General features: G+C 58.4%; 37 protein-coding genes, 1 tRNA gene and 1 pseudogene. 25 read left to right on the top strand and 14 right to left on the bottom strand.

What is annotated here, in order from left to right; translation table 11 throughout:
• Positions 1-110: 110 nt before the first annotated feature.
• From ACODSV_RS07440 to ACODSV_RS07545, 22 genes are all read left to right on the top strand, one after another.
• Complete coding sequence (locus tag ACODSV_RS07440; protein ID WP_138725722.1) at positions 111-398, top strand: hypothetical protein; 288 nt, start codon at positions 111-113, stop codon at positions 396-398.
• Positions 399-419: 21 nt separating this feature from the next.
• Entirely contained in the window at positions 420-680 is a 261-nt protein-coding gene (locus tag ACODSV_RS07445) for a hypothetical protein (protein ID WP_200656480.1), read from the top strand.
• Between the two features lie 21 nt (positions 681-701).
• Complete coding sequence (locus ACODSV_RS07450) at positions 702-1127, top strand: hypothetical protein (RefSeq protein ID WP_489044309.1); 426 nt, start codon at positions 702-704, stop codon at positions 1125-1127.
• Entirely contained in the window at positions 1124-1339 is a 216-nt protein-coding gene (locus ACODSV_RS07455; protein WP_073842603.1) for a hypothetical protein, read from the top strand. Before ACODSV_RS07450 ends, ACODSV_RS07455 begins: the two co-directional genes overlap by 4 nt.
• Positions 1336-1539, top strand: a complete 204-nt coding sequence (locus ACODSV_RS07460) for a hypothetical protein (protein WP_489044307.1) — start codon at positions 1336-1338, stop codon at positions 1537-1539. Before ACODSV_RS07455 ends, ACODSV_RS07460 begins: the two co-directional genes overlap by 4 nt.
• Complete coding sequence (locus ACODSV_RS07465) at positions 1536-2132, top strand: hypothetical protein (RefSeq protein WP_489044305.1); 597 nt, start codon at positions 1536-1538, stop codon at positions 2130-2132. The genes ACODSV_RS07460 and ACODSV_RS07465 overlap by 4 nt, the downstream gene beginning before the upstream one ends.
• Positions 2129-2326 carry a hypothetical protein gene (locus ACODSV_RS07470; protein ID WP_489044303.1) on the top strand — a complete coding sequence of 66 codons (198 nt, stop codon included), beginning with the start codon at positions 2129-2131 and terminating at the stop codon, positions 2324-2326. Before ACODSV_RS07465 ends, ACODSV_RS07470 begins: the two co-directional genes overlap by 4 nt.
• Positions 2323-2697: a hypothetical protein gene (locus tag ACODSV_RS07475; protein ID WP_489044301.1), complete on the top strand. Its 375-nt coding sequence runs from the start codon at positions 2323-2325 to the stop codon at positions 2695-2697. Before ACODSV_RS07470 ends, ACODSV_RS07475 begins: the two co-directional genes overlap by 4 nt.
• The gene (locus ACODSV_RS07480) at positions 2694-2960 is read left to right on the top strand and encodes a hypothetical protein (protein ID WP_489044299.1); all 267 of its coding nucleotides are present in this window, start codon (positions 2694-2696) and stop codon (positions 2958-2960) included. The genes ACODSV_RS07475 and ACODSV_RS07480 overlap by 4 nt, the downstream gene beginning before the upstream one ends.
• 161 nt (positions 2961-3121) lie before the next feature.
• Positions 3122-4312: a coiled-coil domain-containing protein gene (locus ACODSV_RS07485; protein ID WP_454844098.1), complete on the top strand. Its 1191-nt coding sequence runs from the start codon at positions 3122-3124 to the stop codon at positions 4310-4312.
• A gap of 7 nt (positions 4313-4319) precedes the next feature.
• Entirely contained in the window at positions 4320-5240 is a 921-nt protein-coding gene (locus ACODSV_RS07490) for a hypothetical protein (RefSeq protein ID WP_038440768.1), read from the top strand.
• The gene (locus ACODSV_RS07495) at positions 5237-5881 is read left to right on the top strand and encodes a lambda exonuclease family protein (RefSeq protein WP_057712091.1); all 645 of its coding nucleotides are present in this window, start codon (positions 5237-5239) and stop codon (positions 5879-5881) included. The genes ACODSV_RS07490 and ACODSV_RS07495 overlap by 4 nt, the downstream gene beginning before the upstream one ends.
• Positions 5878-6471: a hypothetical protein gene (locus tag ACODSV_RS07500; protein ID WP_446829595.1), complete on the top strand. Its 594-nt coding sequence runs from the start codon at positions 5878-5880 to the stop codon at positions 6469-6471. Before ACODSV_RS07495 ends, ACODSV_RS07500 begins: the two co-directional genes overlap by 4 nt.
• A 69-nt stretch (positions 6472-6540) precedes the next feature.
• A complete protein-coding gene (locus ACODSV_RS07505; RefSeq protein WP_454844099.1) occupies positions 6541-7029 on the top strand; it encodes a hypothetical protein in 489 nt (162 codons plus the stop codon).
• Positions 7030-7122: 93 nt separating this feature from the next.
• A complete protein-coding gene (locus tag ACODSV_RS07510; protein ID WP_489044295.1) occupies positions 7123-7599 on the top strand; it encodes a hypothetical protein in 477 nt (158 codons plus the stop codon).
• Positions 7600-7718: 119 nt separating this feature from the next.
• Entirely contained in the window at positions 7719-8312 is a 594-nt protein-coding gene (locus tag ACODSV_RS07515; RefSeq protein ID WP_489044293.1) for an Lcl C-terminal domain-containing protein, read from the top strand.
• An 88-nt stretch (positions 8313-8400) separates the two neighbouring features.
• Positions 8401-9009 (top strand): Lcl C-terminal domain-containing protein, encoded by a 609-nt coding sequence (locus ACODSV_RS07520; RefSeq protein ID WP_454844102.1) that lies wholly within the window; start codon positions 8401-8403, stop codon positions 9007-9009.
• 50 nt (positions 9010-9059) lie between these two features.
• Positions 9060-9437, top strand: coding sequence for a hypothetical protein (locus ACODSV_RS07525; RefSeq protein ID WP_454844103.1), 378 nt, complete (start codon positions 9060-9062; stop codon positions 9435-9437).
• A gap of 67 nt (positions 9438-9504) precedes the next feature.
• Positions 9505-10239 carry a hypothetical protein gene (locus tag ACODSV_RS07530; protein WP_489044290.1) on the top strand — a complete coding sequence of 245 codons (735 nt, stop codon included), beginning with the start codon at positions 9505-9507 and terminating at the stop codon, positions 10237-10239.
• A 122-nt stretch (positions 10240-10361) separates the two neighbouring features.
• Entirely contained in the window at positions 10362-11321 is a 960-nt protein-coding gene (locus tag ACODSV_RS07535) for a hypothetical protein (protein WP_489044288.1), read from the top strand.
• Between the two features lie 89 nt (positions 11322-11410).
• Positions 11411-11797, top strand: a complete 387-nt coding sequence (locus ACODSV_RS07540; RefSeq protein WP_489044286.1) for a helix-turn-helix transcriptional regulator — start codon at positions 11411-11413, stop codon at positions 11795-11797.
• Entirely contained in the window at positions 11683-12846 is a 1164-nt protein-coding gene (locus ACODSV_RS07545; protein WP_489044461.1) for a tyrosine-type recombinase/integrase, read from the top strand. Before ACODSV_RS07540 ends, ACODSV_RS07545 begins: the two co-directional genes overlap by 115 nt.
• Positions 12847-12925: 79 nt before the next feature.
• Here ACODSV_RS07545 and ACODSV_RS07550 read toward each other — a convergent pair.
• The 9 genes from ACODSV_RS07550 to thrS form a co-directional block, all read right to left on the bottom strand.
• Positions 12926-13002: transfer RNA gene (locus ACODSV_RS07550), tRNA-Pro, on the bottom strand.
• 90 nt (positions 13003-13092) lie between these two features.
• Positions 13093-13449 (bottom strand): MerR family transcriptional regulator, encoded by a 357-nt coding sequence (locus tag ACODSV_RS07555; protein WP_003174972.1) that lies wholly within the window; start codon positions 13447-13449, stop codon positions 13093-13095.
• Positions 13430-13732 carry an integration host factor subunit alpha gene (gene ihfA / locus ACODSV_RS07560; RefSeq protein ID WP_002553164.1) on the bottom strand — a complete coding sequence of 101 codons (303 nt, stop codon included), beginning with the start codon at positions 13730-13732 and terminating at the stop codon, positions 13430-13432. The genes ACODSV_RS07555 and ihfA overlap by 20 nt, the downstream gene beginning before the upstream one ends.
• A 3-nt stretch (positions 13733-13735) precedes the next feature.
• Positions 13736-16114: a phenylalanine--tRNA ligase subunit beta gene (pheT, locus tag ACODSV_RS07565; protein ID WP_024076466.1), complete on the bottom strand. Its 2379-nt coding sequence runs from the start codon at positions 16112-16114 to the stop codon at positions 13736-13738.
• Positions 16115-16140: 26 nt separating this feature from the next.
• Positions 16141-17157, bottom strand: coding sequence for a phenylalanine--tRNA ligase subunit alpha (gene pheS, locus ACODSV_RS07570; protein WP_024076467.1), 1017 nt, complete (start codon positions 17155-17157; stop codon positions 16141-16143).
• A 108-nt stretch (positions 17158-17265) separates the two neighbouring features.
• Positions 17266-17622 carry a 50S ribosomal protein L20 gene (rplT, locus tag ACODSV_RS07575; RefSeq protein ID WP_002553161.1) on the bottom strand — a complete coding sequence of 119 codons (357 nt, stop codon included), beginning with the start codon at positions 17620-17622 and terminating at the stop codon, positions 17266-17268.
• Between the two features lie 30 nt (positions 17623-17652).
• Positions 17653-17847 (bottom strand): 50S ribosomal protein L35, encoded by a 195-nt coding sequence (gene rpmI / locus ACODSV_RS07580; protein ID WP_002553160.1) that lies wholly within the window; start codon positions 17845-17847, stop codon positions 17653-17655.
• A 60-nt stretch (positions 17848-17907) separates the two neighbouring features.
• The gene (infC, locus tag ACODSV_RS07585; RefSeq protein ID WP_169850653.1) at positions 17908-18459 is read right to left on the bottom strand and encodes a translation initiation factor IF-3; all 552 of its coding nucleotides are present in this window, start codon (positions 18457-18459) and stop codon (positions 17908-17910) included.
• Positions 18459-20381 carry a threonine--tRNA ligase gene (gene thrS / locus ACODSV_RS07590; RefSeq protein ID WP_024076468.1) on the bottom strand — a complete coding sequence of 641 codons (1923 nt, stop codon included), beginning with the start codon at positions 20379-20381 and terminating at the stop codon, positions 18459-18461. Before thrS ends, infC begins: the two co-directional genes overlap by 1 nt.
• Positions 20382-20746: 365 nt before the next feature.
• On the opposite strand from thrS, the gene ACODSV_RS07595 reads away from it, so the two are divergent.
• Together ACODSV_RS07595 and ACODSV_RS07600 are read left to right on the top strand one after the other, a co-directional pair.
• Positions 20747-21061, top strand: a complete 315-nt coding sequence (locus ACODSV_RS07595) for a hypothetical protein (protein ID WP_150056108.1) — start codon at positions 20747-20749, stop codon at positions 21059-21061.
• 289 nt (positions 21062-21350) lie between these two features.
• On the top strand, positions 21351-21563 hold the full coding sequence (locus ACODSV_RS07600; RefSeq protein ID WP_003234260.1) for a cold-shock protein: 213 nt from the start codon (positions 21351-21353) through the stop codon (positions 21561-21563).
• A gap of 73 nt (positions 21564-21636) precedes the next feature.
• On the opposite strand, the gene ACODSV_RS07605 is transcribed toward ACODSV_RS07600, so the two are convergent.
• Positions 21637-21957, bottom strand: coding sequence for an I78 family peptidase inhibitor (locus tag ACODSV_RS07605; protein ID WP_024076470.1), 321 nt, complete (start codon positions 21955-21957; stop codon positions 21637-21639).
• 145 nt (positions 21958-22102) lie between these two features.
• Positions 22103-22411, bottom strand: a complete 309-nt coding sequence (locus tag ACODSV_RS07610) for a hypothetical protein (protein ID WP_150055608.1) — start codon at positions 22409-22411, stop codon at positions 22103-22105.
• Between the two features lie 155 nt (positions 22412-22566).
• Here ACODSV_RS07610 and ACODSV_RS07615 point away from each other — a divergent pair, with 155 nt between their 5' ends.
• A complete protein-coding gene (locus tag ACODSV_RS07615) occupies positions 22567-22779 on the top strand; it encodes a hypothetical protein (protein ID WP_150055609.1) in 213 nt (70 codons plus the stop codon).
• Between the two features lie 33 nt (positions 22780-22812).
• Here ACODSV_RS07615 and ACODSV_RS07620 read toward each other — a convergent pair.
• From ACODSV_RS07620 to ACODSV_RS07630, 3 genes and pseudogenes are all read right to left on the bottom strand, one after another.
• Positions 22813-23842 (bottom strand): annotated as a pseudogene (locus ACODSV_RS07620) (nucleoside hydrolase).
• 26 nt (positions 23843-23868) lie between these two features.
• On the bottom strand, positions 23869-24273 hold the full coding sequence (rbsD, locus tag ACODSV_RS07625; RefSeq protein ID WP_024076474.1) for a D-ribose pyranase: 405 nt from the start codon (positions 24271-24273) through the stop codon (positions 23869-23871).
• Positions 24270-24584 (bottom strand): PfkB family carbohydrate kinase (locus tag ACODSV_RS07630; RefSeq protein ID WP_489078234.1); only part of this gene is annotated, 315 nt, incomplete at its 5' end. The genes ACODSV_RS07630 and rbsD, both read right to left, overlap by 4 nt.

The following is a 24584-nucleotide window of genomic DNA, read 5'->3' on the forward strand; positions in this document are numbered from 1 at the left end:
CACCCACTTCCCCGCCTCTACCCGTCAGCACTCCTCCCCCGCGCCCATCGGCAACCAGCGGGAGGCATGAGTGTTGAGCGAATACAGGTGAACCCACAGAGGAAATAACCATGTGCAACTGCGCAACCGAAGTTGAATCGGCAGCAAAGGAAAAGATTCGCGCCAAGCTGCCAGAAGGCTCTCGCGACTTCTCCGTCGAGCTGCAAGGGTTCGCCTGGCTCCTGGGCGGCACCGTGAGCATGAAGAACAAGCTGAACCTGCACATCGAGTACGAAGTGCCCAAGAAGAAAGGCGACGGGTTCCAGCGCAAAAAGCAGGACATGTCGATGCTGGGCAGCTACTGCATGTTCTGCGGCGAGAAGTACGACAAAGACGAACCGAAGGCCGAAGCCGCCTAACCCCAAACACTGGAGGTCGCCATGGCCCGCACTTACGAATATTGGACGGTCAAGGATGGTGAGGACATCGCTATCAAATTGACCGTCGCCTATTACTCGGCCCGGAAAGGAAATTTCAGTTCGCAAGCCGCCGATCCCGATGAGTACTTCGGACATTGCGAAATCAATTGGGAGTCGAAAGACGACACCAGCTTCATGACTGAATCCGAGATCGCCTCAATGGAGGAATGGCTTGTAAACGAGCATTCCGAGTACTTGGCCGATCAGGACTACTACGACTAACCCGCCACCCTGGAGGCGAAAATGAACGCAACAGCGCTTGCACAAAGTGAATTCGATAACCGTCTGCCGCCTCCAGTCAGCGAAAGTCCTCTGGAACTGGCACGCGCTGAGTGGCTTTACAACGCAGTGGAGCAACTGGTGCGATTCGGCTGCGACGTAAAGGTCCAGCGCCGCCTGAGAAGGCCACAGGCCGTCACGGTAGCCCAGTTGGCACTGGCGGCTGATGAGCTTGTGAACGCTCGGATGGAGAGCTGTGACATCGGCACACCGGCACTCGGGTGGCTGCTGATCGCCAACAACTGCGGACGGGCTGACAAAAAGTCAACCGCCGAGCTGCTGGGCCCGAGCGACCACACCTTCGGCAAGCTTGGCGAACTCGCAGAGGCCCTACTCCGGCCCTTGGTCAATAACGCCCTGATCGCCCAGGCAGAGGACAACGAACTATGAACACCCCAACCGCCCTCGCCCGCCTGGGCCTGGAAATCGCCAAGATGAAGAAGTCGTGCACCCCGGTCCCTGACCGCACCTTCGTCATGGGCATGATCGAAATGGCCGAGTTCGCCGATCTGGTCGACTCCCCTACCGCCAACCGTTACCGCGATGCGCTGGACGCCAAGTTCGTCGAGCGCAATGCAGAGCTTAAGAGGGCCGCAGCATGACCACTCCAGTTGTAAAATCGCTGGTCGACGAGCAGATTGAAGAACTGCCCGCCGACCGCATGACCCTGGCCTTCACTCACACAAAGTGGCTGGGCGCCCTGTCGCTTGCTCACGACGCAGGCATCCCAAATGTTCACGCCTGGAGCCGCCGGGCCTGTCTGTGCGGTGAGTGGACAGTGGCTTATGAGGTGAAGGCATGAATGTTGATTTCAGCAAGGCGCCAGCCTGGGCGGTCGGCCATGCGCTGCATGCGTTCGGCGGAGAAATTCGTGAAGTGTGGGTCGGCGAGCATCAATACCAAAGGCTTGATCAGCCCAAACCGTTCCCCTACGGCGGCGGTAACAGCGATCACCGTCACAACCCGCGCCGGTCTGAGTTTCATTTTGAGCAGTTGCGCCCAGCGCCCTGGACCGGCGAAGGTCTGCCGCCTGTTGGGACGGTCTGTGAGTTTGCCGGCGGCACGAACTGCCCAGAAGATCCATTCGACAAAGACCTCAAGGAGGGCGACGAGGTGACGATCATCGCTCACTTCAAGGATGGTGAAAGCGAGCTGGCGGCGTTTACGTTCAACCCTCGCAACCTTTCACGCGGCAATGCCTGTGTAGAGCAAGGTATGCACGGCTGCTTCCGCCCCATCCGAACTCCCGAGCAGATCGCGGCTGAAGATCGGCGAAAAGGGATTGAAGAGTTGGGAAATTTCCTCGCCGCGACCAGCTCCACCCCAACGCCATATCTGTGGGAAGCGGCCCAAAAGATATACGACGCGGGCTACCGCAAGCAGGTGTCGGAATGAGCGATCACCAACTGCTGGAAGAATTCCAGGCGTATTGCGATAAGCAGCTAATCAAGCCGCGCAATATTTACTTCCAGTTATGGAGGGATTCCAGGGCAAGCGTTAATGCAGAGATTGAAGCGCTGCGCAAAGAGTGCGCCCGGCTGGAAGAGGACAACCGTGGCCTTCTGGAAGACTTCGAGGGCGCGCTATGAGCGAACGCATCGAATTGGAGCCATGCCCCTACTGTGGCGGGCATGCAAGCCTTTCAAAGGTTGGCCGCGACTGGTATCGAATCGCAGCAGACCACGTAACAGGCTGTCCGCTTGAAGACTTCCAGCTTGACTGCCCGCAGACCGATGACCAGTTACCGCTGCTGCTGCACGACTGGAACACTCGAGTGGATCGGCGTCAGTCCAGTTGCGCCGAGCGCGACCGGCTCAAGGACGAGATCGAAACTCTGCGCATCGACGCCGCGCGCTTCCAGTTCATCGCACAGGACGCCGAGTCTAGCCTTGAGCGCATCTATGGCGATAACTGGCTTGGCGTAGTGGACCAACTCAGGGGTATGGGAGAAAAGCCATGAGGGATATCGAGCGCACCGAAGCTCTAGGCTGGAAAGGCGAAAGCGAAGCGCGCCGGGCGGATAACCGAGAAAAGAGCGCTGTAATCTTGGCGGATCGCGGTATCCAGTTCGAAACCAAGAACATGGGTGCACACCTGATTGTTAGCCACGACGGCAAGGTGGCCGACTTCTGGCCCGGGACCGGTAAGTTCATCCCGCGCGGTGGCGGTCGACCTGGGCGTGGCGTGTTCAACCTGCTGAAACACTTCGGTGTAAAGCCATGACTACCCACCAGCGGCACCGGCGCCGAGCCATCCGCTGGGCCTTCTTCATCACCGGCCTGATCTTCTACGCCGTCCTGTTCCTGGGACCCGCTATCGGCGGCCTGATAACCGAATAAACCCCAAACCTTCAATCGCTGCGAGCATCGCGGCAGGGAGTCACCGTGTCCGCACAACAGCAAGTCATCACCATCGACGACATCAGCGCAGACAACGCGCCGGCCATTTACGTAGCAGGTGGCCTTAGCCAGTTCTTCGAAGCGGTGAAGGCCGAGGTTACTACCGAAGTTCCTGACCTCAAGACCGCCAAGGGCCGAGCCCGCATAGCCAGCCTAGCAGCAACAGTCAGCAAGTCGAAGGCGGCAGTCGAGAAGCCAGGCCGCGATTACCTGAAGCGCCTCAAGGAAATGCCCAAGGTCGTCGAGGCCGAACTGCGCGAGTTCGTCACCAAGATGGACAGCCTGCGCGATACAACCCGCCAGCCCCTGACCGACTGGGAAAATGCCGAGCAGGCCCGCAAGGACCGGCACGTCGACAACATCCAGGCCATCAAGGACATGGAAGTGTTTGGCGCAACGCCGACTGCAGCTGCGGTGGCGCAAGTGATTGTCCAGCTGGAAGCCATCGAGCTCGGCGATTCTTGGGAAGAGTTCCTTCCGGAGGCCGCCCAAGCCAAGGACCGAACCCTTTCCTTGTTGCGGGCCATGCAAAACGAGCGCACCCAGCACGAGGCCGAACAGGCCGAACTCGTACGGTTGCGCGCCGAAGCAGAAGCCCAGGCCCAGCGCGAGCGTGACGCCCAAATCGCTCGGGAAGCTGAGGAGCGCGCCCGCCGCGAAGCCGAGCAGCGTGCACAGGCAGAACGTGATGCCGCAGCCAAGCGTGAAGTCGAAGCAAAAGCCGCCGCTGATCGCCGCGAGCTGGAGTTGAAGCTGGCTGCTGAGCAATCGGAGCGCGCCGCCGCCCAGGCAGCGCGGGACAAGATCGAATCGGAGCAGCGCGCCGCGCAACAGAAGATCGAAGACGAACAGCGACATAAGCACGCGATTGCTCAGGCCGAAGCAGATCGAGTCGCTGCTGAGCAGCGTGCAGAACAAGAGCGCATTGACTCGGAGCGCCGCCAAGCTGAAGCCGCTGAGCGAGCGAGACTCGCAGAGATCGCCCGTGCAAATGCCGCTGCCGACGAGATCAACCGCCAAGCCGCCGCACGGGAAGCGGATAAGGCGCACAAAGCGAAGATCAACCGCGCCGCGCTGGACGCATTTATCGCCGGCGGTATGCCCGTGGAATGCGCGAAACAGGCAGTCACCTTGATTGCTCAGCGCAAGATTCCAGCCATCGCCATCACTTACTGAGGTCGTCATGAACGAGATCATTCAAATGCCGGCACGCGAAAGCGCCGGCCTTACTGCCGCCGAGGTTCACCGCTTCTCGGCCGTAGAGATTCGCCAGCGCGTTAACCTGGTGCAGGAAGTGATGCAGGGCATCATGAAGCGGGAAACACACTACGGCACCATCCCAGGCACCCAGAAACCAACCCTATACAAGCCGGGCGCTGAAGTGCTTTGTGTGACCTTCCGGGTTGCGCAGGAATACCGAATTGAAGATCTGTCCGGCCCAGGTGTTGCGCGCTACCGGGTCACTTGTGTTGGTCGTCACCAGATGACCGGTGTTGCTCTCGGCGAAGGCGTAGGCGAATGCTCGTCCAGCGAAGAGAAGTACAAGTGGCGCGGCGTCATCTGCAAAGCGGAATTGGACGCCACTCCGGAGAATCTGCGCCGGAAGAAATATTACAAAAACGGCAATACGGCCGACCAGATCCGCACCGAACCAGCAGACCTGGCCAACACCATCCTCAAGATGGCCTGCAAGCGGGCCATGATCGCCATGACGCTCAACGTCACTGCTGCATCGGACATCTTCACGCAGGACATCGAAGATCTACCCGAGGAGCTGCGGCCACAGGAGCAGGCTCAGGCTCAGACGCAAAGCCAGAAGGCCGCACAAGTCCCCCATGATCCTGCCCTGTCCGCTCACTGGATTACACAGGCCGAAGCTGCAATCACGCCCGACGCGCTGACAGAAGTTTGGAAGGCCGGGGTGGCTGTCATCAATGACGCCAAGGACACAACAGCCTACGACCTGTTCAAGGCTGCGGTGGTGGCGTGCGGAGTTAAGCTCAAGGCCGCCGAAGAGGCCAAGCCGGAAAGCGAGGACGTCGCAGACCAGCAGCCCGAACCACCAGCCGACGAAGAAGTTGAATTTGAGGAGGTCCCAGAATGATCATCGTGAATTGCGCGCAGGGGTCGGAAGAATGGCACCAGGAGCGAGCCGGCGTTATCACCGCCAGCATGTTTGGCGATGCTCGAGCCAAACTGAAGTCAGGCCCGAACAAGGGCGAACCAACCGCCAAGGCCCAGGATTATGCATTCCGACTGGCTGTGGAGCGGATCAGCGGAAAGCCCCTTGATGGCGGTTTTGAGACCTGGCAAATGCGCCGCGGGCATGAACTCGAACCACAGGCCCGCATGGAGCATGAAGCTCAAACCGGCTTGATTGTCACCCAAGTCGGACTTGTAAAAACCGACGACGGCGCATTTGGCGCCAGTGCAGATGGATTCATCGGCGAAGATGGCGGCTCGGAGTACAAGTGCTTCCTTGCCCCTGAAAAACTTCGGTCGTTCCACATCGACAATGACGCCAGCGAGATCATGGACCAGGTACAGGGGTGCATGTGGATCACCGGTCGCAAGTGGTGGCACATCGGGATGTACTGCCCTGCCCTTGAATCGGTCGGACGACAGTTGTGGTGGCAGGAATTCAAGCGCGACGACAACTACATCGACAAGCTTGAAGAGGAGCTTTGGGAGTTCAAGCTGCTGGTGGACGGATACGAGGAGAAACTGCGGAGCAAAGCAGCATGATCAGCAACCATCTCAGCATGGTCGAGCAGCTTCGCCCGGTCTCGGATGAACTGGCCGCGCAGGTCGCCAAGTACCTGGCCAGCGGCGGCCAGATCGAAGAAGCAGCGCCCATCGGCTACAAGCCCAAGCCAATCACCTACAGCAACCAGATGCCGCCGGCGCCGAAGCCGTTTGTTCGGCGGAAGGTTGAAGCGGCTCCCCAGCCCTACGCCCCGATCAATGCGCGCGCCGATAAGCGAACGAAGATGATCGAGAAAGTGGCTGAACTGGCGCCGACACATACCCAGCGTCAGGTGGCCGAGCTACTTCATGTCAGCCGGAGAACGCTATGCGGCATAACCCAAGAGTTCGGCATCAAATTCAAGAAGGCGGTGCGCGGCGGCAACCAAGACCCTGAGCGCCAAAAGCAGATGGAAGAGCGCGACGCTAAGTTTGCAGAGCGTATCCGTGCCTTCTTGGAACTGGGCATCACTCGCCGCCAGTGCTGCGGAAGGCTCGCCATCAGCAACAAGGCCTTCGAGCGGATCATCGCGGCCCATGGCATCAACTACCCCAAAGCGCGCCAGGGCAGCACCTCATGCGCCGCATAGCCCGCACCCAGCAACGCAAACGACAAACCTGGCTCGCACTGCCGGCCAGCGGAATAGAAGAGGTAGGCCATGGCTGCCGCGCAGAAAGAACGATCGGCCAAGCTTGCCGAGAGGCGACAGGAGTTGGGCGAGCAGGAATTGCGGCACACGGTACAGCCGGGAACGCGAAAGAAGCTCACCGAACTGATGGCCTGGTACGGCGTCGAGGAAGTGAGCGAGGCGGTGCAGCTTCTGGTGATGAACGCCAAGCCTCAAGAAATACCGCCGGCACCGCCCAGGCAGCCCGGAAAGTCTGAAACGATCCGCCACTACTTCCGCCAGGGTATGCGCGACCGGCTGGCCGAGCTCGCATCAGGCCTGGGCGAGACGAAAGACGCCAAAGCCATCGAGCGAGTGATTGCACATGCCTACTCGCTGAGCGTCGACCAGTGCGCTGCGTACTTCTCAATTCCGCGCCACGCTTTACATGTATCTGAAAACGTGGCGCGCAAATTTCGGCAAGCAGGCTTTGCAGAAGCGCTACAGATGAACGCCGAAGACGACTGCGACAACGACTGATCCGGCTCCATGCCGGTGACCCGTAATACCCCAACCCAAACCAAATTGCCACCACCGGACTCCGGAGGGCGGCGCTTATCCCGGAGCAAACCCATGACCAAGCAAGCACAGCAAACAGTTCTCGCCGCCGAACTCCCTGAGCGCGGCCAGCCTCTCGCTGGTGGCGTGTTCATCACCCGCTACTGGCTCAACGGCGTCGAGCGCGCCCTGATCCTTCTGCCTGATGAGCTCAGCGGCCCGTGGGGCGAGTACGGCGTCGAGATCAAAGGCGCGGGAAGCTACAGCGACGGCGAAGCCAACACCCGGGCGATGGCCGAGGCTGGAAGCGTGATCGCCGTTAAGGCCCTGGAGCTGGATGGCTTCATTCCGTCTTGCCTGGAAGGCCAGCTGCTGATGGCGGCCAAGGCCGATGGCCTGGTGGAGCTGCGCGAGGACCGCTGGCACTGGCTGAGTTCGCAGCGCTCCGCCGACCACGCCTACACCATGGACTTTGAAGATGGCTGGCTCTACCACAACGGCAAGACCACCGAGCGGCTCGCGCGCCCTGTCCGCAGCCTCCCTATTCAGTAATTCATTCCTTCATTCGTTTTTCGCAGGTGATTCCCGGGAGCGCCAGGACGGCGCTCAGACCAGAAGCTCGTCGGGAAGCGCCGGCTACCTGCAACTTATCTCGCTCACAGGAGCATCCCATGCGCGCCAATGAACTGACCACGTATACCCGTGGAGATCTGACTATCAGCAGCCCAGATGAAGGGGTTGTGCTAAAACTGGCAACCCTGGCCATCGCCGCAGCGCCGGCTATTGCGGCAAGCGGCATCCCCGCCATCGGCGAATACTGGCCGGGTGAAGGCGGCGTGAACGGCGGCCTTTTCCCAGGCGGCGACAAGCCCTACTACCTGATCGTGCCGACCGGCGCAGATGCCGAGTCCAATCTTGAATGGGGCGGCTACGGACAGGAGCTCGACGGCGCCAAATCCCCATGGGATGGCCAGGCCAATACCGCGTATCTGGCAAACAGCAACCGGGAGCACGATCACCCGGCTGCCCAGTTCTGCGCCAACTTCGAGCGTGACGGTCACAAGGACTTTTACTTGATGGCGCGCCGCGAGGCGTCCTTCCTCGAAATTACCGTGCCGGAAGTCTTTGCCCAGTCTTATCACTGGACGAGCTCGCAGCGCTCCGCCGACTACGCCTACCTCATGGGCTTTGGAGGTGGCTGGCTCAGCCACGACGCCAAGGGCAACGAGCGTCTCGCGCGCCCTGTCCGCAGACGATTTATTTAATCCTCATTCCTTCAATCAGGCCGACAGGCCATCAACGATACCGGGCGCACAAGCGCCTTTTTTGTTGCCTCAAAAATAGGAAGCACCCATGAACGCATTGGCAGCTACTGCGCAACTCGAACTCGTAATCGGCCAGGCCTACGGCGGCGGCTACTTCATCGGTATCACCCAGGAAGACGGGAAGCTGTACCGAAACATTCAGGCGCCCAAGGCTTTCGAGCTTCGCGGCGTCATTGGCTGCTACAGCACTGACGTCACTGGCGCTCGAAGCTACACCGACAGCCGCAGCAATACCGAGGCGTACGCCGCCGCTGGTAGCGAGTTGGCTCAACAGGTAGCCGCCCTGATAATCGGTGTGCATGCTGATTGGGGCATCCCGGCGCGGGATGTACAAGAGTTGCAGTATCGCCACCTGAAGCCAACCGCGCAGGACAACTACTGCACGTGGCGCGACGGCGACAACCCATCGAGCGTTCCTGCCGGCTACCCGTACACCGAAGCTAGCCCAGGGCAAACGCCACTGACGGCCTTCCAGGAGGGTGGCGAGGAAGCCTTTGGCGCCAACTGGTACGTGTCGAGTACGCAGTTCTCAGCCTACTTCGCCTACTTCATGGACTTCAGCGATGGCTACCAGTACGGCGACAGCAAGGGCGACGAGCGCAGCGTGCGCCCTGTCCGCAGAGAATTAATTCAGTAATCCAATCATTCAATTAAGTCGCGGCAGCGACTCGCTTTAAGGGACTTCGCATGGCCATGCACACGGATCTGGATATCCACAAATCAGCCGAGAGCTTGCTTGGCGTCGCCATTCAGTTGCAGCTGAACAACTCGATGGCCAGAGAGCAGGGCCTGCAAGCCCTGCTGACCGCAGCTGATGAGCGGGAGGATGTGCTGGAAGGGTTGATTGGCGAAGTGCTAGACGCTGTGGGGCGTGAGCCCCTGGACTTTGACGCTGTACTGAGGTTGCGTGCCCGTATGCGCGCCGCACTCAAGCCAGCAGAGGTCTGCGCCGACTCCTGCGAGTTCTGCAAGGGCTGGGGGTTTCGTTCCAATCCAGATGGCGCCGACGAAGGATGTGGCGCGTGCAACGGCACGGGAAAAGAGCCATCGGATGACCAGCAATGAAAGCCCAACTCCCCGCCTACTGCTGGTGCCTGCTGGCACTGGCACAACTGATTTGCTGAGGTGATTTATGAGTGAGTTCAAACGAGAGGTTCGTTATACGGTCATCAAGCATAACCAACTGACCGAAAGCCAAATGCAATATCTGAAAAAATGCATATTCGGTGAAGGCATACCGACTGTCGAGGCGGTGGTAGTTGAGTCCGATTGGCCTGAATACCAGCCTGTTTGGAAGATGATCGAGGATCGAGTATCCGGCGCCCCAGTGGAGGGTGGAAAAGCTGAATACGATGCGCTGGCTCAATCCATGACCACCAACCAAACGATTGACGGCGTGCTGGTGCCGCGTGAGCTGCTTTCATACTGGGCTGAATGCCTGGAGTCAGCTGGATTCAAAGACAGGCCCGCCGAGATGCGCTCCCTGCTGGATGCCGACAAGGTGAACAACCGGCAGATGGGCTTGATGCAGTTCGTAGAGGCTCACCCGATCAAGTCAGCCGCCCGGCGCGAGCCGATCGCCTGGTACACCGAGGATTACCTCACCGACAGGTCAGCCACAACATACGACCTGGCGACCATGGAACGCTGGAAGGCGAAAGGATGGCCAGTGTCGCCGCTCTACATCGATCTGCCCGCGCCGGTAGCGGTTGCGCTGCCTGAGCGGCTTACCCAGGCTGAACTGGAAGAGCTGGAAGTAATTGAGGCGTTCATTCACGGCCAGGGGCTTTCTAATCTGGCCGGAACCATGGCTGCTGCTCGACAGTTCATCGACGAAGTAACCCGCCTTAACGCCAAATCCCGATAGGAGTGCGCCCGTACTCCTGCGCAAAACCTGTAACCCCTCCCCCTTCAAAGTCAGCCGCTATAGCGGCAATAACCCAATCCCCCTACATGCCTGCCGGTGAGCGGCGGGCGAGGTATTCCTGCATGTTCGAAATCATAAAAGCTTGGTGGGCCCGCAATGTGTTCCGGGCGAATCTATGGCACGACAAGTTCGTGCTGCTGAACTTCATTGATCTGTACTACAAAGGCCAGCGCGACAGCGTCTTGGGCATCACGCTGAACTCCGGCGATCAGGGTGACTACCCGGGCAACAAGCTGGTACTCCAGATTTGGAAGTACTCAGCCTGGATCAATATCCCCAACATCATTAAGCCGTGGGCCGAGCAGCACACCTTCACCAGCCTGAGCCCTGAAGCGGAAGCCAAGCGAATTGCAGAGCATGGGCACCTTCATTACTACGAATTCCACTCTCGCCAGTTCGGCTTCCACCTAACCACACATGGGATTCATACCAACTTCGGCCCGAGCACGTGGGATTCTAGGACCACAAAGTCTCGATATCACTCGTTCCCATGGCGTGAGTTCGATCTGAAACTCCATGCCATCTGCGACGCGGCGGGCGTCGAGCATATCGAAAAGGGACAGGGTGTCAGCCTCGACTACAAGGAAAGGTCAGCGATCAAGGACGCCATGCCGCGCTACGTCTTCCTGCTTCAGGACTACGACGGCCAGGAAATACGAGCCTATTGCCATATGGAGAAGCGCGTTTACCGAGTAGGTACCGGCTGGGTGAAAAAGTACTTCGGTGCACTGCGCCCTACGCGAACTTTCGTTGAGCTGGATATCGCCTTTGATGGCGAGACCGGCCCCGAGAAAGGGTCGTGGAAAGGCGGAACGATCGGCACAGGTAGCCGGGCAGAGAAAGGCGATAAGCACGACGCCCAGTTCCTGATCGAGAAATATTGCGCCGGAACGCATCGCGCCAAAGGCTCCCAGTACCAGATGACCCTGGTACGCCGTGAGCCCGATGCTCCCTACACCAACGAGACGTACCGGAAGGCTTCTGCCGAGCGGCGCGGCGAAACTTACGCCCCACTCGCATAACCCATCACCACCTTCTGCCGCCCAGCGCGGCAAGGACACCAAATGACCATTAATTCAGCACGGCCCGGAATGGGCTGTGGGAGGTAGCTATGGGCGCTCAACAGCTAATCCCGCGATTCATCCGAGCAAAGGAAGCGCCCGGCTACCTGGGCATGTGCCGGGCAATTTTCGACGAAACCGTCCGGCCCTACGTCAGCGAATTCCCCATTGGGGGCCGCGGCGTCGGGTTCGATCGGCAAGAGCTGGACGACTGGGCCACGGCATACGTCGAGGCAAAGGCGATTGATAAAAAAGGCGCAACGGAGCAACAATCGCCCCGCAGCGAGCGCCAGAAGGGAGATAAATCATGGCGCGAAAATCGATCACAGGCCTCTCTCAAAGGAAAGGTCTCTGGCATATCGACAAGAAAATCAACGGAGAACGACTTTACGAAAGCACTGGAACTGGTGACCGGGAAGAAGCGGAGCGCTACCTGATCTATCGGCTTGAGCAGATCCGGCAACAGAAGGTGTACGGCGTAAAGAAGGTGAGGATCTGGCGGGAGGCGGCGACTCGCTTCCTGCTGGAGTTCAAAGACCAGCCTTCAATCAAGCTATCGGCACATCACCTTTCGCAGCTCGACCCATTCATTGGCGACATGCCGCTGACCCACATCGATGACGAGGCCCTGGTGCCATTCATCAAGGATCGGTTGGCGACGAAGAAGCTGGAGGACGGGAAGACAAGAAAAGGCGTCAGCAACAGGACGGTGAATATCTCGATCGAGCGTGTGGTTCGGGTTTTGTCGTTGTGTGCCAGGAAGTGGCGAGATGATGAGCGCAGGCCGTGGCTGGATAGCGTGCCGATGCTCACGAAGCTGGAGGAGAAGAAGTCGAGCCGCAAGCCGTACCCGATGTCATGGCCGGAGCAGTCGATTCTTTTTGGAGAGTTGCCAGCTCACCTGCAAACGATGGCGCTGTTCAAGGTGAACACCGGCACGCGTGAGCAGGAGGTCTGTAAGCTGAGGTGGGATTGGGAGATAGCGGTACCGGAACTGGGCACCAGCGTCTTCCTGATACCGGCAGACTTCGGCGGAAGACATGAACGGTCGGGGGTGAAGAACGGCGACGAGAGGCTGGTCGTGCTGAACAGTGTGGCCAGGTCGATCATCGAGAAGCAGCGCGGCATCAGCAAGGAATGGGTTTTCCCATACAACGGCACCGCGATGCACCGAATGAACGACTCGGCCTGGAAGAAGGCGCGGGTGAGGGCGGCGAAACTCTGGCAGGAGGAAAACCTTCGCCCCGCTCACCCAGGTTATGCATCCATAAGGATTCACGACCTCAAGCACACATTTGGCCGCCGGCTGCGCGCGGCAGGCGTAACCGAGGAAGACCGCAAGGCTCTTCTGGGGCACAAGAACGGCAGCATCACCAGTCACTACTCGGGCGCAGAGCTCGGGCATCTGATCGAAGCTGCGAACATGGTATCAGCAACCGATTCGCGAGGACCGGTCCTGACAATTTTGAAGAGGAAGCAGGCGTGAAAAATAGAGAAGTCACGCAAAAGTCACGCGCACGAAAAAGGCCAATGCTGTGAACATTGGCCTAAGTCATTGAAAAATATGGTCGGGACGGAGTGATTCGAACACTCGACCCCTAGCACCCCATGCTAGTGCGCTACCGGACTGCGCTACGCCCCGACTAGGCGTGTTACTGGGTTCGCTTCGCAACGAAGCGATCAGGAATATACCGCAAGCTTTTGAAATGTGGAAGTATTTTAAAAGCCTGAATCATTTCTTCAACACCACCAGCACATCTTCGAGTTCGGAGATCATCTGGCGGATCAGTTGCTTGTATTGGGTGGTGTCGTCTTTGGCTTCATCACCGGACATGCGCTGGCGGGCGCCGCTGATGGTGAACCCCTGGTCATACAGCAACGCACGGATCTGTCGGATCATCAGCACATCCTGGCGCTGATAATACCGACGGTTCCCGGTACGCTTGACGGGGTTGAGTTGAGGAAACTCCTGCTCCCAGTAGCGCAGCACGTGCGGTTTTACCGCACATAGCTCGCTGACTTCACCAATGGTGAAGTAGCGTTTGCCTGGGATGACGGGTAGCTCGTCGTTATGACTTGGTTCCAGCATAAGCCTCAACTCGGGCCTTCAACTTCTGCCCTGGACGAAAGGTGACCACACGGCGAGCCGTGATCGGGATTTCTTCTCCCGTTTTTGGATTGCGGCCAGGCCGCTGGCGTTTGTCCCGCAGGTCAAAATTGCCGAAACCGGACAATTTGACCTGTTCATTGTCTTCCAGAGCGTGTCTGATTTCTTCAAAAAACAGCTCAACCAATTCCTTGGCCTCGCGCTTGTTCAGACCCAACTCTTCGTACAGACGTTCCGCCATCTCAGCTTTCGTCAAAGCCCCCATACGTCACTTCCTTAACGTGGCGTTTAACCTTTGTTCGAGCGAGGTGAGGATATTTTGTGTCGTGGTGTTCACCTCATCGTCATTAAGAGTGCGCGATGGATGCTGCCAGGTCAAGCCAACTGCAAGGCTTTTTCTATGCGGATCAATGCCTTTACCCTGATAGACGTCAAATAGCCTGAGGTCTGTCAGCCATTCCCCTGCATTTTCACGGATTACATCCAGGACGGCAGTGGCGGCGACTTCGCGGTCGGCGATCAGGGCCAGGTCTCGACGCACTTCAGGGAAGCGCGACAGCTCGCTGAATTTAGGCATCTTGCCCGAAGCGACTTCCGCCAGGACCAACTCAAAGACGAAGACCGGACGGTCAAGGCCAAGGGTTTTCGACAGTTCCGGGTGAATGGCGCCGACGAAGCCTACCAGGCGACCTTCACGCTCGATACGCGCGGTCTGGCCAGGGTGCAGCGCCGGGTGGTTGCCTGGAACGAAGGTGAAATCACCCAATGCACCGGCAAAACCCAATACGGCTTCCACGTCAGCCTTGACGTCGAAGAAGTCCACCGCATCACGACCTTGTGCCCAGCCTTCCGGCAGACGGCTACCGCACACTACACCGGCCAGCATCGGTTCCTGCTTCAAGCCGTCCAGTTGGCCGACAAAACGCAGGCCGCTTTCGAACATGCGCACGCGATCCTGCTGACGATTCAGGTTGTGGGAAAGCGCTTTCACCAGGCCTGGCCACAGGGACGAACGCATGGCGGCCATGTCGTTGGAAATCGGATTGGCCAACAACAACGGCTCGACACCGGGGTTGAACAGTTCGAACTGCTTCGGATCGATGAAGCTGTAGGTCACGGCTTCCTGGTAACCACGGGCAACCAGCAGACGACGCAGCTCAGGCAGGTGTGCACGCGCCTCCGCCTTGGGTTGCGGTGCCAGGCGTGCTTGCGGGTAACGAACCGGTAGACGGTTGTAGCCGTACAGGCGGGCAAGTTCTTCGATCAGGTCGACTTCCAAGCTGATATCGAAACGATGGCTTGGCACTTCAACGCGCCACTGCCCTTCCCCGCCTGCGGAAATACCCAGGCCGAGAGCCGACAGAAGTCGCTCAATCTCTGCAGGCTCAATCACCAGGCCGAGCATTTGCTCGACGCTCTTGGCGCGCAGGGTGATAGGTGCAACGGACGGCAGATGCTGTTCGCTCACGGCCTCGGTAATCGGGCCGGCTTCGCCACCGGTGATGTCCAGCAGCAGACCAGTGGCGCGCTCCATGGCTTCACGGGCGAGCTGCCAGTCTACGCCACGCTCATAACGGTGCGACGCATCGGTATGCAGGCCGTAGGAACGGGCCTTGCCAGCGATGGCGATCTGGTCGAAGAATGCGCTCTCAAGGAAGATGTCACGCGTGGTCGCGGACACGCCGCTGTGCTCACCCCCCATCACGCCAGCAATCGCCAGGGCGCGGGAATGGTCGGCGATTACCAGGGTGTCAGCGCGTAGCGTGACTTCCTGGCCGTCAAGCAGTACCAGCTTCTCGCCTTCTTCTGCCATGCGCACACGGATGCCGCCATTGATTTCGGCGAGATCGAACGCGTGCAGTGGTTGGCCCAGCTCGATCATCACATAGTTGGTGATGTCGACGGCAGCGTCGATGCTGCGCACGTCAGCGCGACGCAGGCGCTCAACCATCCATAGCGGGGTGGGCTTGGACAGGTCGACGTTGCGGATCACACGGCCCAGGTAACGAGGGCACGCGTTTGGCGCCAGCACCTCAATCGGGCGGACTTCGTCGTGCACCGCAGGGACGGCGGTAATCACGGGCCGGGTGACCGGGACGTCGTACAGCGCGCCCACTTCACGCGCCAGGCCTGCCAGGGACAGGCAGTCGCCACGGTTCGGGGTCAGGTCAACCTCGATGCTGGCGTCTTCCAGTTCCAAATAGGCACGAATGTCCTGGCCCACAGGCGCGTCGGCCGGCAGTTCCATCAGGCCATCATTGCCCTCGCCTACCTGCAGCTCAGCCTGGGAGCACAGCATCCCGTTGGACTCGACACCGCGCAGCTTGGCTTTCTTGATCTTGAAGTCACCTGGCAGTTCGGCGCCGATCATGGCGAACGGGATCTTCAGGCCCGGACGCACATTGGGCGCTCCGCACACGACCTGGAAGGTTTCCGTGCCATTGCTGACCTGGCATACACGCAACTTGTCAGCGTCAGGATGCTGCTCGGTGCTCAGCACCTCGCCCACAACCACGCCACTGAATACTCCAGCAGCCGGGGTAACACTATCGACCTCAAGACCGGCCATCGACAGACGAGCAACCAGCTCGTCGCGATTTACCTGCGGGCTTACCCAGCCACGCAGCCATTGTTCACTGAATTTCATCCTGCTCTCCTAAAGATTCGTTACGACTAGCGAAATTGCGCGAGGAACCGCAAGTCGTTGTCGAAGAACAGACGCAAGTCGTTCACGCCGTAACGCAGCATGGCCAGACGCTCAACGCCCATGCCGAAGGCAAAGCCCGAGAACTCTTCCGGGTCGATCCCGGACATGCGCAGCACGTTGGGGTGAACCATGCCGCAGCCCATCACTTCCAACCAACCCGTCTGCTTGCAGACGCGGCAGCCTTTACCGCTGCACATCACACATTCCATGTCGACTTCAGCGGACGGCTCGGTGAACGGGAAGAACGATGGACGGAAACGCACCGCCAACTCTTTCTCGAAGAACACCCGCAGGAACTCTTCGATGGTGCCCTTGAGGTCGGCGAAGTTGATATCGCGATCAACCAGCAGGCCTTCGACCTGGTGGAACATCGGCGAGTGGGTGATATCGGAGTCGCTACGGTACACACGGCCTGGGCAGACGATGCGGATCGGCGGCTTCTGCGATTCCATGGTGCGGACCTGTACCGGCGAGGTATGGGTGCGCAACAGCATGTTCGCATTGAAATAGAAGGTGTCGTGCATCGACCGGGCCGGGTGATGGCCGGGGATGTTGAGCGCCTCGAAGTTGTGATAGTCGTCTTCGACCTCAGGGCCTTCGGCGATGCCGTAGCCGATGTGAGTGAAGAACTGCTCGATACGTTCCAGAGTCCGAGTAATCGGATGCAGACCGCCCGAAGCCTGGCCACGGCCAGGCAGGGTCACGTCAATGGACTCGGCGGCGAGCTTGGCCGCAAGATCGGCCTCCTCGAGCGACGCCTTGCGCGCATTGAGAACCTCTGTGACACGCTCCTTGGCAACGTTGATCAGCGCACCGACTTGCGGACGCTCTTCAGCCGGCAAATTTCCCAGGGTCTTCATCACCTGAGTCAATTCACCCTTCTTGCCAAGGTAGTGAACCCGGATTTGCTCCAGGGCATTGATATCTTCAGCGCTTTGCACAGCCTCAAGAGCTTGAGCGACGAGCGCGTCCAGGTTTTCCATGTACAGACTCCAGATACAAAATAGGGGAAGAGCTTGAAGGCTCTTCCCCTATTTAAGACGTTTAACACCTTGGGCTACAGAGTAACCCAGGGTGACTGTCGGGGGTACTTAAGCCAAGGTGGCTTTAGCTTTCTCGACAATCGCAGCAAACGCCGCTTTTTCGTTCACTGCCAGATCAGCCAGAACCTTACGGTCGATCTCGATGGACGCTTTTTTCAGGCCAGCAATGAAACGGCTGTAGGACAGACCGTTAACACGAGCACCAGCGTTGATACGAGCGATCCACAGAGCGCGGAACTGACGTTTTTTCTGACGACGGTCACGGTAGGCGTATTGGCCTGCCTTGATTACCGCTTGCTTGGCAACACGGAATACGCGTGAGCGTGCGCCGTAGTAGCCTTTAGCAAGTTTCAGAATTTTTTTGTGACGTTTACGGGCAATGACGCCACGCTTTACACGAGCCATGAGTTACTTCCTCTAGTCTTGATCCAAAAATTAACGAAGGCGCAGCATGCGCTCGACTTTTGCCACGTCAGACGGATGCAGCAAGCTGCTACCGCGCAGTTGACGCTTACGCTTGGTCGACATTTTGGTCAGGATGTGGCTCTTGAAAGCGTGCTTGTGCTTGATACCGTTAGCAGTTTTCAGAAACCGCTTAGCAGCACCACTTTTAGTCTTCATCTTTGGCATGTTCGGATACTCCGCATTCAGTTGATAAACATAATCAGAAGGCCTGCCGTGCCCTGTTGATTACTTCTTCTTTTTCGGGGCGATGACCATGATCAGCTGGCGTCCTTCCATCTTAGGATGCTGTTCGACCGAACCGTACTCGAGCAGGTCAGCTTCAACCCGCTTGAGGAGTTCCATCCCCAGCTCCTGGTGGGCCATCTCACGGCCGCGGAATCGCAAGGATACCTTGGCCCTGTCCCCATCACTCAGGAAACGTACCAGGTTGCGCAGTTTTACCTGGTAATCCCCTTCCTCCGTCCCTGGACGAAACTTGATTTCTTTTACTTGAATCTGCTTCTGGTTCTTCTTCGCCGCAGCAATCTGCTTCTTCTTTTCGAAGATCGACTTGCCGTAGTCCATCACCCGGCAAACAGGCGGGACTGCGTCGGCGGAAATTTCCACCAGGTCCAATTTGGACTCTTCAGCGATACGAAGCGCTTCATCAATCGAGACGATGCCAATCTGCTCGCCGTCAGCGCCAATTAACCGAACCTCGCGTGCCGAGATATTCTCGTTGATCGGGGCTTTCGGTGCAGCTCGTTTATCTTGTCTCATTTCACGCTTAATAATAATTACTCCGAATCTGGGCGACCACGCCGGGAAACCGCTTGCGCGAGGAACTCAGCGAACTGGGCGACGGGCATCGAGCCCAGGTCAGCACCTTCACGAGTACGCACAGCGACAGTCTGCATCTCGACTTCCCGATCTCCGATAACCAAAAGATAGGGAACCTTGAGCAAAGTATGCTCGCGGATTTTAAAGCCGATCTTTTCATTTCTCAAGTCGGACTTGGCACGAAATCCGCTTTCGTTGAGAGTTTTTTCAACTTCAGCGGCAAAATCTGCCTGTTTATCAGTGATATTCATGATCACTGCCTGGGTCGGAGCCAGCCACGCGGGGAACGCACCCTCGTAGTGCTCGATCAGGATCCCGACGAACCGTTCGAACGAGCCAAGGATCGCCCGGTGCAACATGACCGGGTGTTTACGGCTGTTGTCTTCGGAGACGTATTCGGCTCCCAGACGGATCGGCAGGTTAAAATCGAGCTGCAAGGTACCACATTGCCAGACACGGCCAAGGCAATCTTTCAGCGAGAACTCGATTTTAGGCCCGTAGAACGCGCCCTCACCCGGTTGCAGATCATACGCAAGGCCCGCGCTGTCTAGCGCAGCGGCGAGTGCCGCTTCGGCGCGGTCCCATAGCTCGTCGGAACCGACGCGCTTTTCCGGACGAGTGGACAGCTTCATTTCGACTTCGGTAAAACCGAAATCGCGATAAACGTCCATGGTCAGCTTGATAAATGCAGCGGACTCCGCCTGCATCTGTTCTTCGGTGCAGAAGATGTGTGCGTCGTCCTGGGTGAAGCCGCGTACGCGCATGATGCCGTGCAATGCACCCGATGGCTCGTTACGGTGGCAGGCACCGAACTCGGCCAGGCGCATCGGCAACTCGCGGTAGCTCTTCAAGCCCTGGTTGAACACCTGCACGTGGCAAGGGCAGTTCATCGGCTTGATGGCGTAGTCGCGGTTTTCCGACTGGGTGGTGAACATATTGTCGGCGTAGTTGGCCCAGTGCCCAGATTTCTCCCACAGGCTACGGTCAACAACCTGAGGAGTCTTGATCTCCAGGTAGCCGTTCTCACGCTGCACCTTGCGCATGTACTGTTCAAGCACCTGGTACAGGGTCCAGCCGTTCGGGTGCCAGAACACCATGCCCGGGGCTTCTTCCTGGAGGTGAAACAGGTTCAGGCGCTTGCCGATCTTGCGGTGGTCGCGTTTCTCGGCTTCTTCGATGCGCTGGATGTAGGCCGCCAGCTGCTTCTTGTCAGCCCAGGCGGTGCCGTAGATCCGCTGCAGTTGCTCGTTCTTGGCATCGCCGCGCCAGTAGGCACCGGACAGCTTGGTCAGCTTGAACGACTTGAGGAAACGCGTATTCGGTACGTGCGGGCCACGGCACATGTCGACGTATTCTTCATGGTAATACAGGCCCATGGCCTGTTCGTCCGGCATGTCTTCTACCAGGCGCAGCTTGTAGTCTTCGCCACGCGCAGTGAACACGTCGATCACTTCGGCGCGTGGGGTGACTTTCTTGATGACGTCGTAATCTTTTTCGATCAGCGCGTGCATGCGCTGTTCGATGGCGGCCAGGTCGTCCGGCGTAAAAGGACGCTCGTAGGCGATGTCGTAATAGAAACCTTCGTCAATGACCGGGCCGATCACCATTTTCGCGGTGGGGTACAACTGCTTGACCGCATGGCCAATCAGGTGCGCGCAAGAGTGACGAATGATCTCCAGCCCCTCTTGATCCTTGGGCGTGATGATCTGCAGGCTGGCGTCGGAGGTAATCAGGTCGCTGGCGTCGACCAGCTTGCCGTCGACCTTGCCGGCCACGGTGGCCTTGGCCAGGCCGGCACCAATGGATGCGGCGACCTCGGCGACGGAAACCGAATGATCGAATGAACGTTGACTGCCATCGGGAAGAGTAATAGTTGGCATGGCGCCTCCTCTCCTAGTGGTGACCCCTACCAAAGGTCACGTGGGTTGGGATGAGCCAGTACAAGATCCAACACCAGGCCGTTCAGCAACGAACGCCTGCCTTACAGCGGCAGGAGCCTTTCGGCAAACCGATAATCGAACCAGAGTGACTGGAGTGAACAAAAGGAACATGGCAAGGCGGCAAATGGCGCGCCCGGGAATAGCCAGGTGGCTGATGCTAGCACAGATGAACGGTCATCGCGCCGGCGCCATCCGACGTAAAGACAAATTCCAGCCTTTATAGCGGCAAAAGTGAACTTGAGCTGTACGCGACGCCTCAAACCCACTGAGAATCGCCGTTCGTCCTCGACCCAAAGGAGCATCCCATGATGCGTTTTACCTCGACCCTCGCTCTCGCCGCTACCCTGAGCCTCCTTTCCCTCGGCGCACAAGCAGCTGCGCCTTCCAACTGGCCAGCCGGTGCCCGTGACAGCTTCGTTAAAGACTGCACCTCTGCCGCCAGCCAAAATGTGGACGTCAAAACCGCCAAAGAACATTGCGAATGCGGCGCGGACAAAATCAACGCCGAATTGAGCACGGCCGAGATCAAAGAGCTGATGACCAACCAGAACGCCAGCCCGAACCTTAAAAACAAGGCAGTCGCGGCTATTTCGTCCTGCAAGGTCGTGAAGAAAAAGTAATATTCACCCCTGATCAGACGGCCGTTTTGCTGGAAAAACACCTCGAAAACTGCCATTTCTCACAAATTACGCAGCTTTTACGGCTTTTTTTACCAGCTTATATTTCGCACAAAAGCCCCGTAGATCGGGGCTTTCAGCCGATTCAGGTAGTAAACGCAACGCTATTGGCTCGCAAACAATGCCTTGGGGGGGCTCCCAAGTCGAACATTTCGACTATGATAGCCCGGTGTGCCCAGTTGGCCTGAGCAGCACAGCACTACTGAAAATATATGTTTCTTGGAGATACACCATGTCTAATCGCCAAACCGGCACCGTTAAATGGTTCAACGATGAAAAAGGCTTCGGCTTCATCACTCCTCAAGGTGGCGGTGACGACCTGTTCGTACACTTCAAAGCTATCGAAAGCGACGGTTTCAAAAGCCTGAAAGAAGGCCAAACCGTTTCCTTCGTGGCTGAGAAAGGCCAAAAGGGTATGCAAGCTGCACAGGTTCGCGGCGAGTAATTCTCCGCTGAGCTAAAAAAACCCCGTCCATGTGACGGGGTTTTTTATGGGTGGCGCAAAAACCCGGAGGCTGTCAGCCGCAATTGACCCGCGTGATCACCAGGTTGTCGTCGGTGTTCAGGTTCAGGCGGTCGGAGCGGTATTCCAGGGTGATCATATCGTTGGGCTTGAGGATCCGTGCATTCTGCGCACCGGCGCGGGCGCGCGCCTGCTCCAGCAGTTGGGGCGAGGCTTTCTGGCCAATCGCGAACTCGGCGGCCTTCGACTCACAGCGGCTATGGCCGGTGTCGGCCGTGGCGGCGTCTTTGGCTGGCTCAGAGGCACCTGGGGTGCTGCAACCCGCCAACGCGAGTGCTGCCAACAAAGTACCGAATGATGCGAGCTTCCAAGGCATGAAGCCTCCTATGAAAAAAAAATGGACAGAGATCGTGCGACAGCCGTCAGACGGATTGGTTTCAAGACGTAAATCGCCTGCAGGCAAGTCTGCCTGACTCAGAGCGGGCATTCGTCCGGCCAATCGTGACCAGATATGAACGTACTCAGTAGATATCAATGTAGTCAGACCGTGGCGTCGGCCAGTTCTCCTTCAGCGCATTGAAAATCTGCATGACCCATACTTCGTCGCTGGCCGCCACATTGCCTACATACCCAGAGCCCTTGGCCCACGTTTCCAGACGAAACAGCAACCCATCAATATCAACGCCACCCACCGCTTTGCCCGATGAGATATAGGCGATACCGCTCTTGGTCACGCGCAACTGGGTATGTTCATCGTCGCTGGCACTGGCGATCAATTGGCGCACGGCCACCAGCGTCAGGCTTTCGGGGTTGTTCAAATCGATCTGCACCTGGTGTCCCCGGCAGTTAAACAGGCGACCAGTGTCGCACAGCCACCCCCTCATGCCTAAGTAGCAGTGCCAAACCCTGCGCAAAATGGTTAACTGCGCCCGCAAGAACCGAGTTTCAGCGCACTGCCCAGCACTTTTCAGATCGTGAGCCGCCCATGAGTACCGTAACCCTTCAAGCCGATATCAAAGCCAAATGGCCTCAAGGACAGAGCTCCTACAGCCCCGGCAGCCCGGAAGAATTGGCGATCATTGGCATCGACCTACTGGTCAAGGAACTGGGCACCCAAGCCGCACAGGCATTCATCGGCCAGATATTCGAGAAATACCCGACCGATTACCGGGGTGCACACGACCCCGAGCGCGATTAAGAACCGACCGGCGAGCGCCAACCGGCAACTGCATTACTTCAGGCGTGCCAAGCGCTCGGTCAACAGATCGAAGAAGCCCTGGGCATCGCCGTTCTCAACCCAGAACACATTCTTTTCCTGCTTCAGGCCGTCATACCAGTCGACGATGGTCTGGCCGAAGGTCGGTCCTTCGCGGCTGTCCACCACCATATTGGGCCTGACGCCCACTGAACAGAGAAGGCTTGAGCAGGTAGGCAATCACGGTGGCGTCGTGCACCGGGCCACCTGGGATGCCGTAGTGCTCCATGTCACCCTTGACGTATTCATTGAGAATATCGCCGACGACCTTGCTCGCGTTGTTCTTGATGTCCGCGATCTTTTTCAGGCGCGCCTCGCTGGTCAGCACCTTGTGGGTCACGTCCAGCGGCAGGTAGGTCAGCTTGACGCCACTCTTGAGCACGATCTCGGCCGCTATCGGGTCGGCGAACAGGTTGAACTCAGCCACCGGCGTGATATTGCCGCCATTGAAGTGCGCGCCGCCCATTACCACCACTTCCTTGATGCCTTGGGTAATTTCAGGAGCCTGGGTCAATGCCAGCGCCAGGTTGGTCTGTGGGCCGAGCATGGCGATGGTGATGCTGTGGGGCTTGGCGGTGCTGAGGGTCTTGATCAGGTAGTCGACAGCATTGCCTTCGGCCAGGCCTTTTTTCGGCTCATGCACCGTCACACCGGAAATGCCTTCCTTGCCATGGATATTCTCGGCATAGATAGGCGTACGCAGCAGCGGTTTTGGCGCACCGGCGTACACCGGGATGTCCTCACGCCCTGCCCACTCGCGGGCCAGGCGCGCATTGCGCGATGTCTTGTCCAGGCGCACGTTACCTGCGACGGTGGTCAGCGCGCGAATATTCAACTCCTCCGGGGAAGCCATGGCAAACAGCAAGGCCACCACGTCGTCAGCGCCCGGGTCGGTGTCGATGATCAGGTCGATTTTTTCCGCCGCTTGGGCGCTTGCAGCAGTGAGTGCGGACAAAAGCAGGACACTCCGGAACAGATTTCTCAGGGTGGGAAGACTACGTTGCATGGAACACTCCTTGTCGTTGGGAAACGCTAGAACGTGACGCCGGACACCAGCGCGATATTGCAATAAGGCTGGCACTCACCGGTGCGAACAATGGCGCGCGCGTTACGGCTGAGCTGCTTGAACGCTTCATGGCTGACCAGGCGACGCTCGCCGAGATGGGCCTGTGCGTTCAGACTGTTCAGCTCAGTCAGCGCCGGTGGCTGCTTAAGCAGGATTTCTTCGGCCAGTACATGGCTTTCCACCTGCATTTCACTGAGCACGATGCGCAAGGTACTGATGAAATCGGGAATGCCCTGGGTCAGCGCCAGGTCGATCAACTCGACACCCGGCGGTACTGGCAGACCAGCATCGCCGATGACCAGAATATCGCCGTGCCCCAGGGAGGCGATCACGCGCGACAGAGCAATATTGAGCAGGGGTGTCTTTTTCATGAGGGCACAAAACCTTGTACGTCGTGCAGCGTAGGGATGGAAGGCTGGGCGCCGTCACGGGTCACCGACAGCGCCGCCGCCACTTGGCCGAATCGAATGGCCTCGGCTTCGCTCTTGCCGCTGGCCAATGCCGCGGCAAAGCCACCCACAAAAGTATCACCGGCCGCCGTGGTATCCAGCGCCTTGACCTTGGGCGCCACCAGGTGCTCAAAGCCGTGGCCATCGGCGAACAACGCGCCCTGGGCACCAAGGGTAATGATGACTTTACCGGCGCCCGCCTTGATCAATTCGGTCGCAGCCAGCCTGGCGCT

This window comes from Pseudomonas sp. FG86 (genome assembly GCF_057808775.1).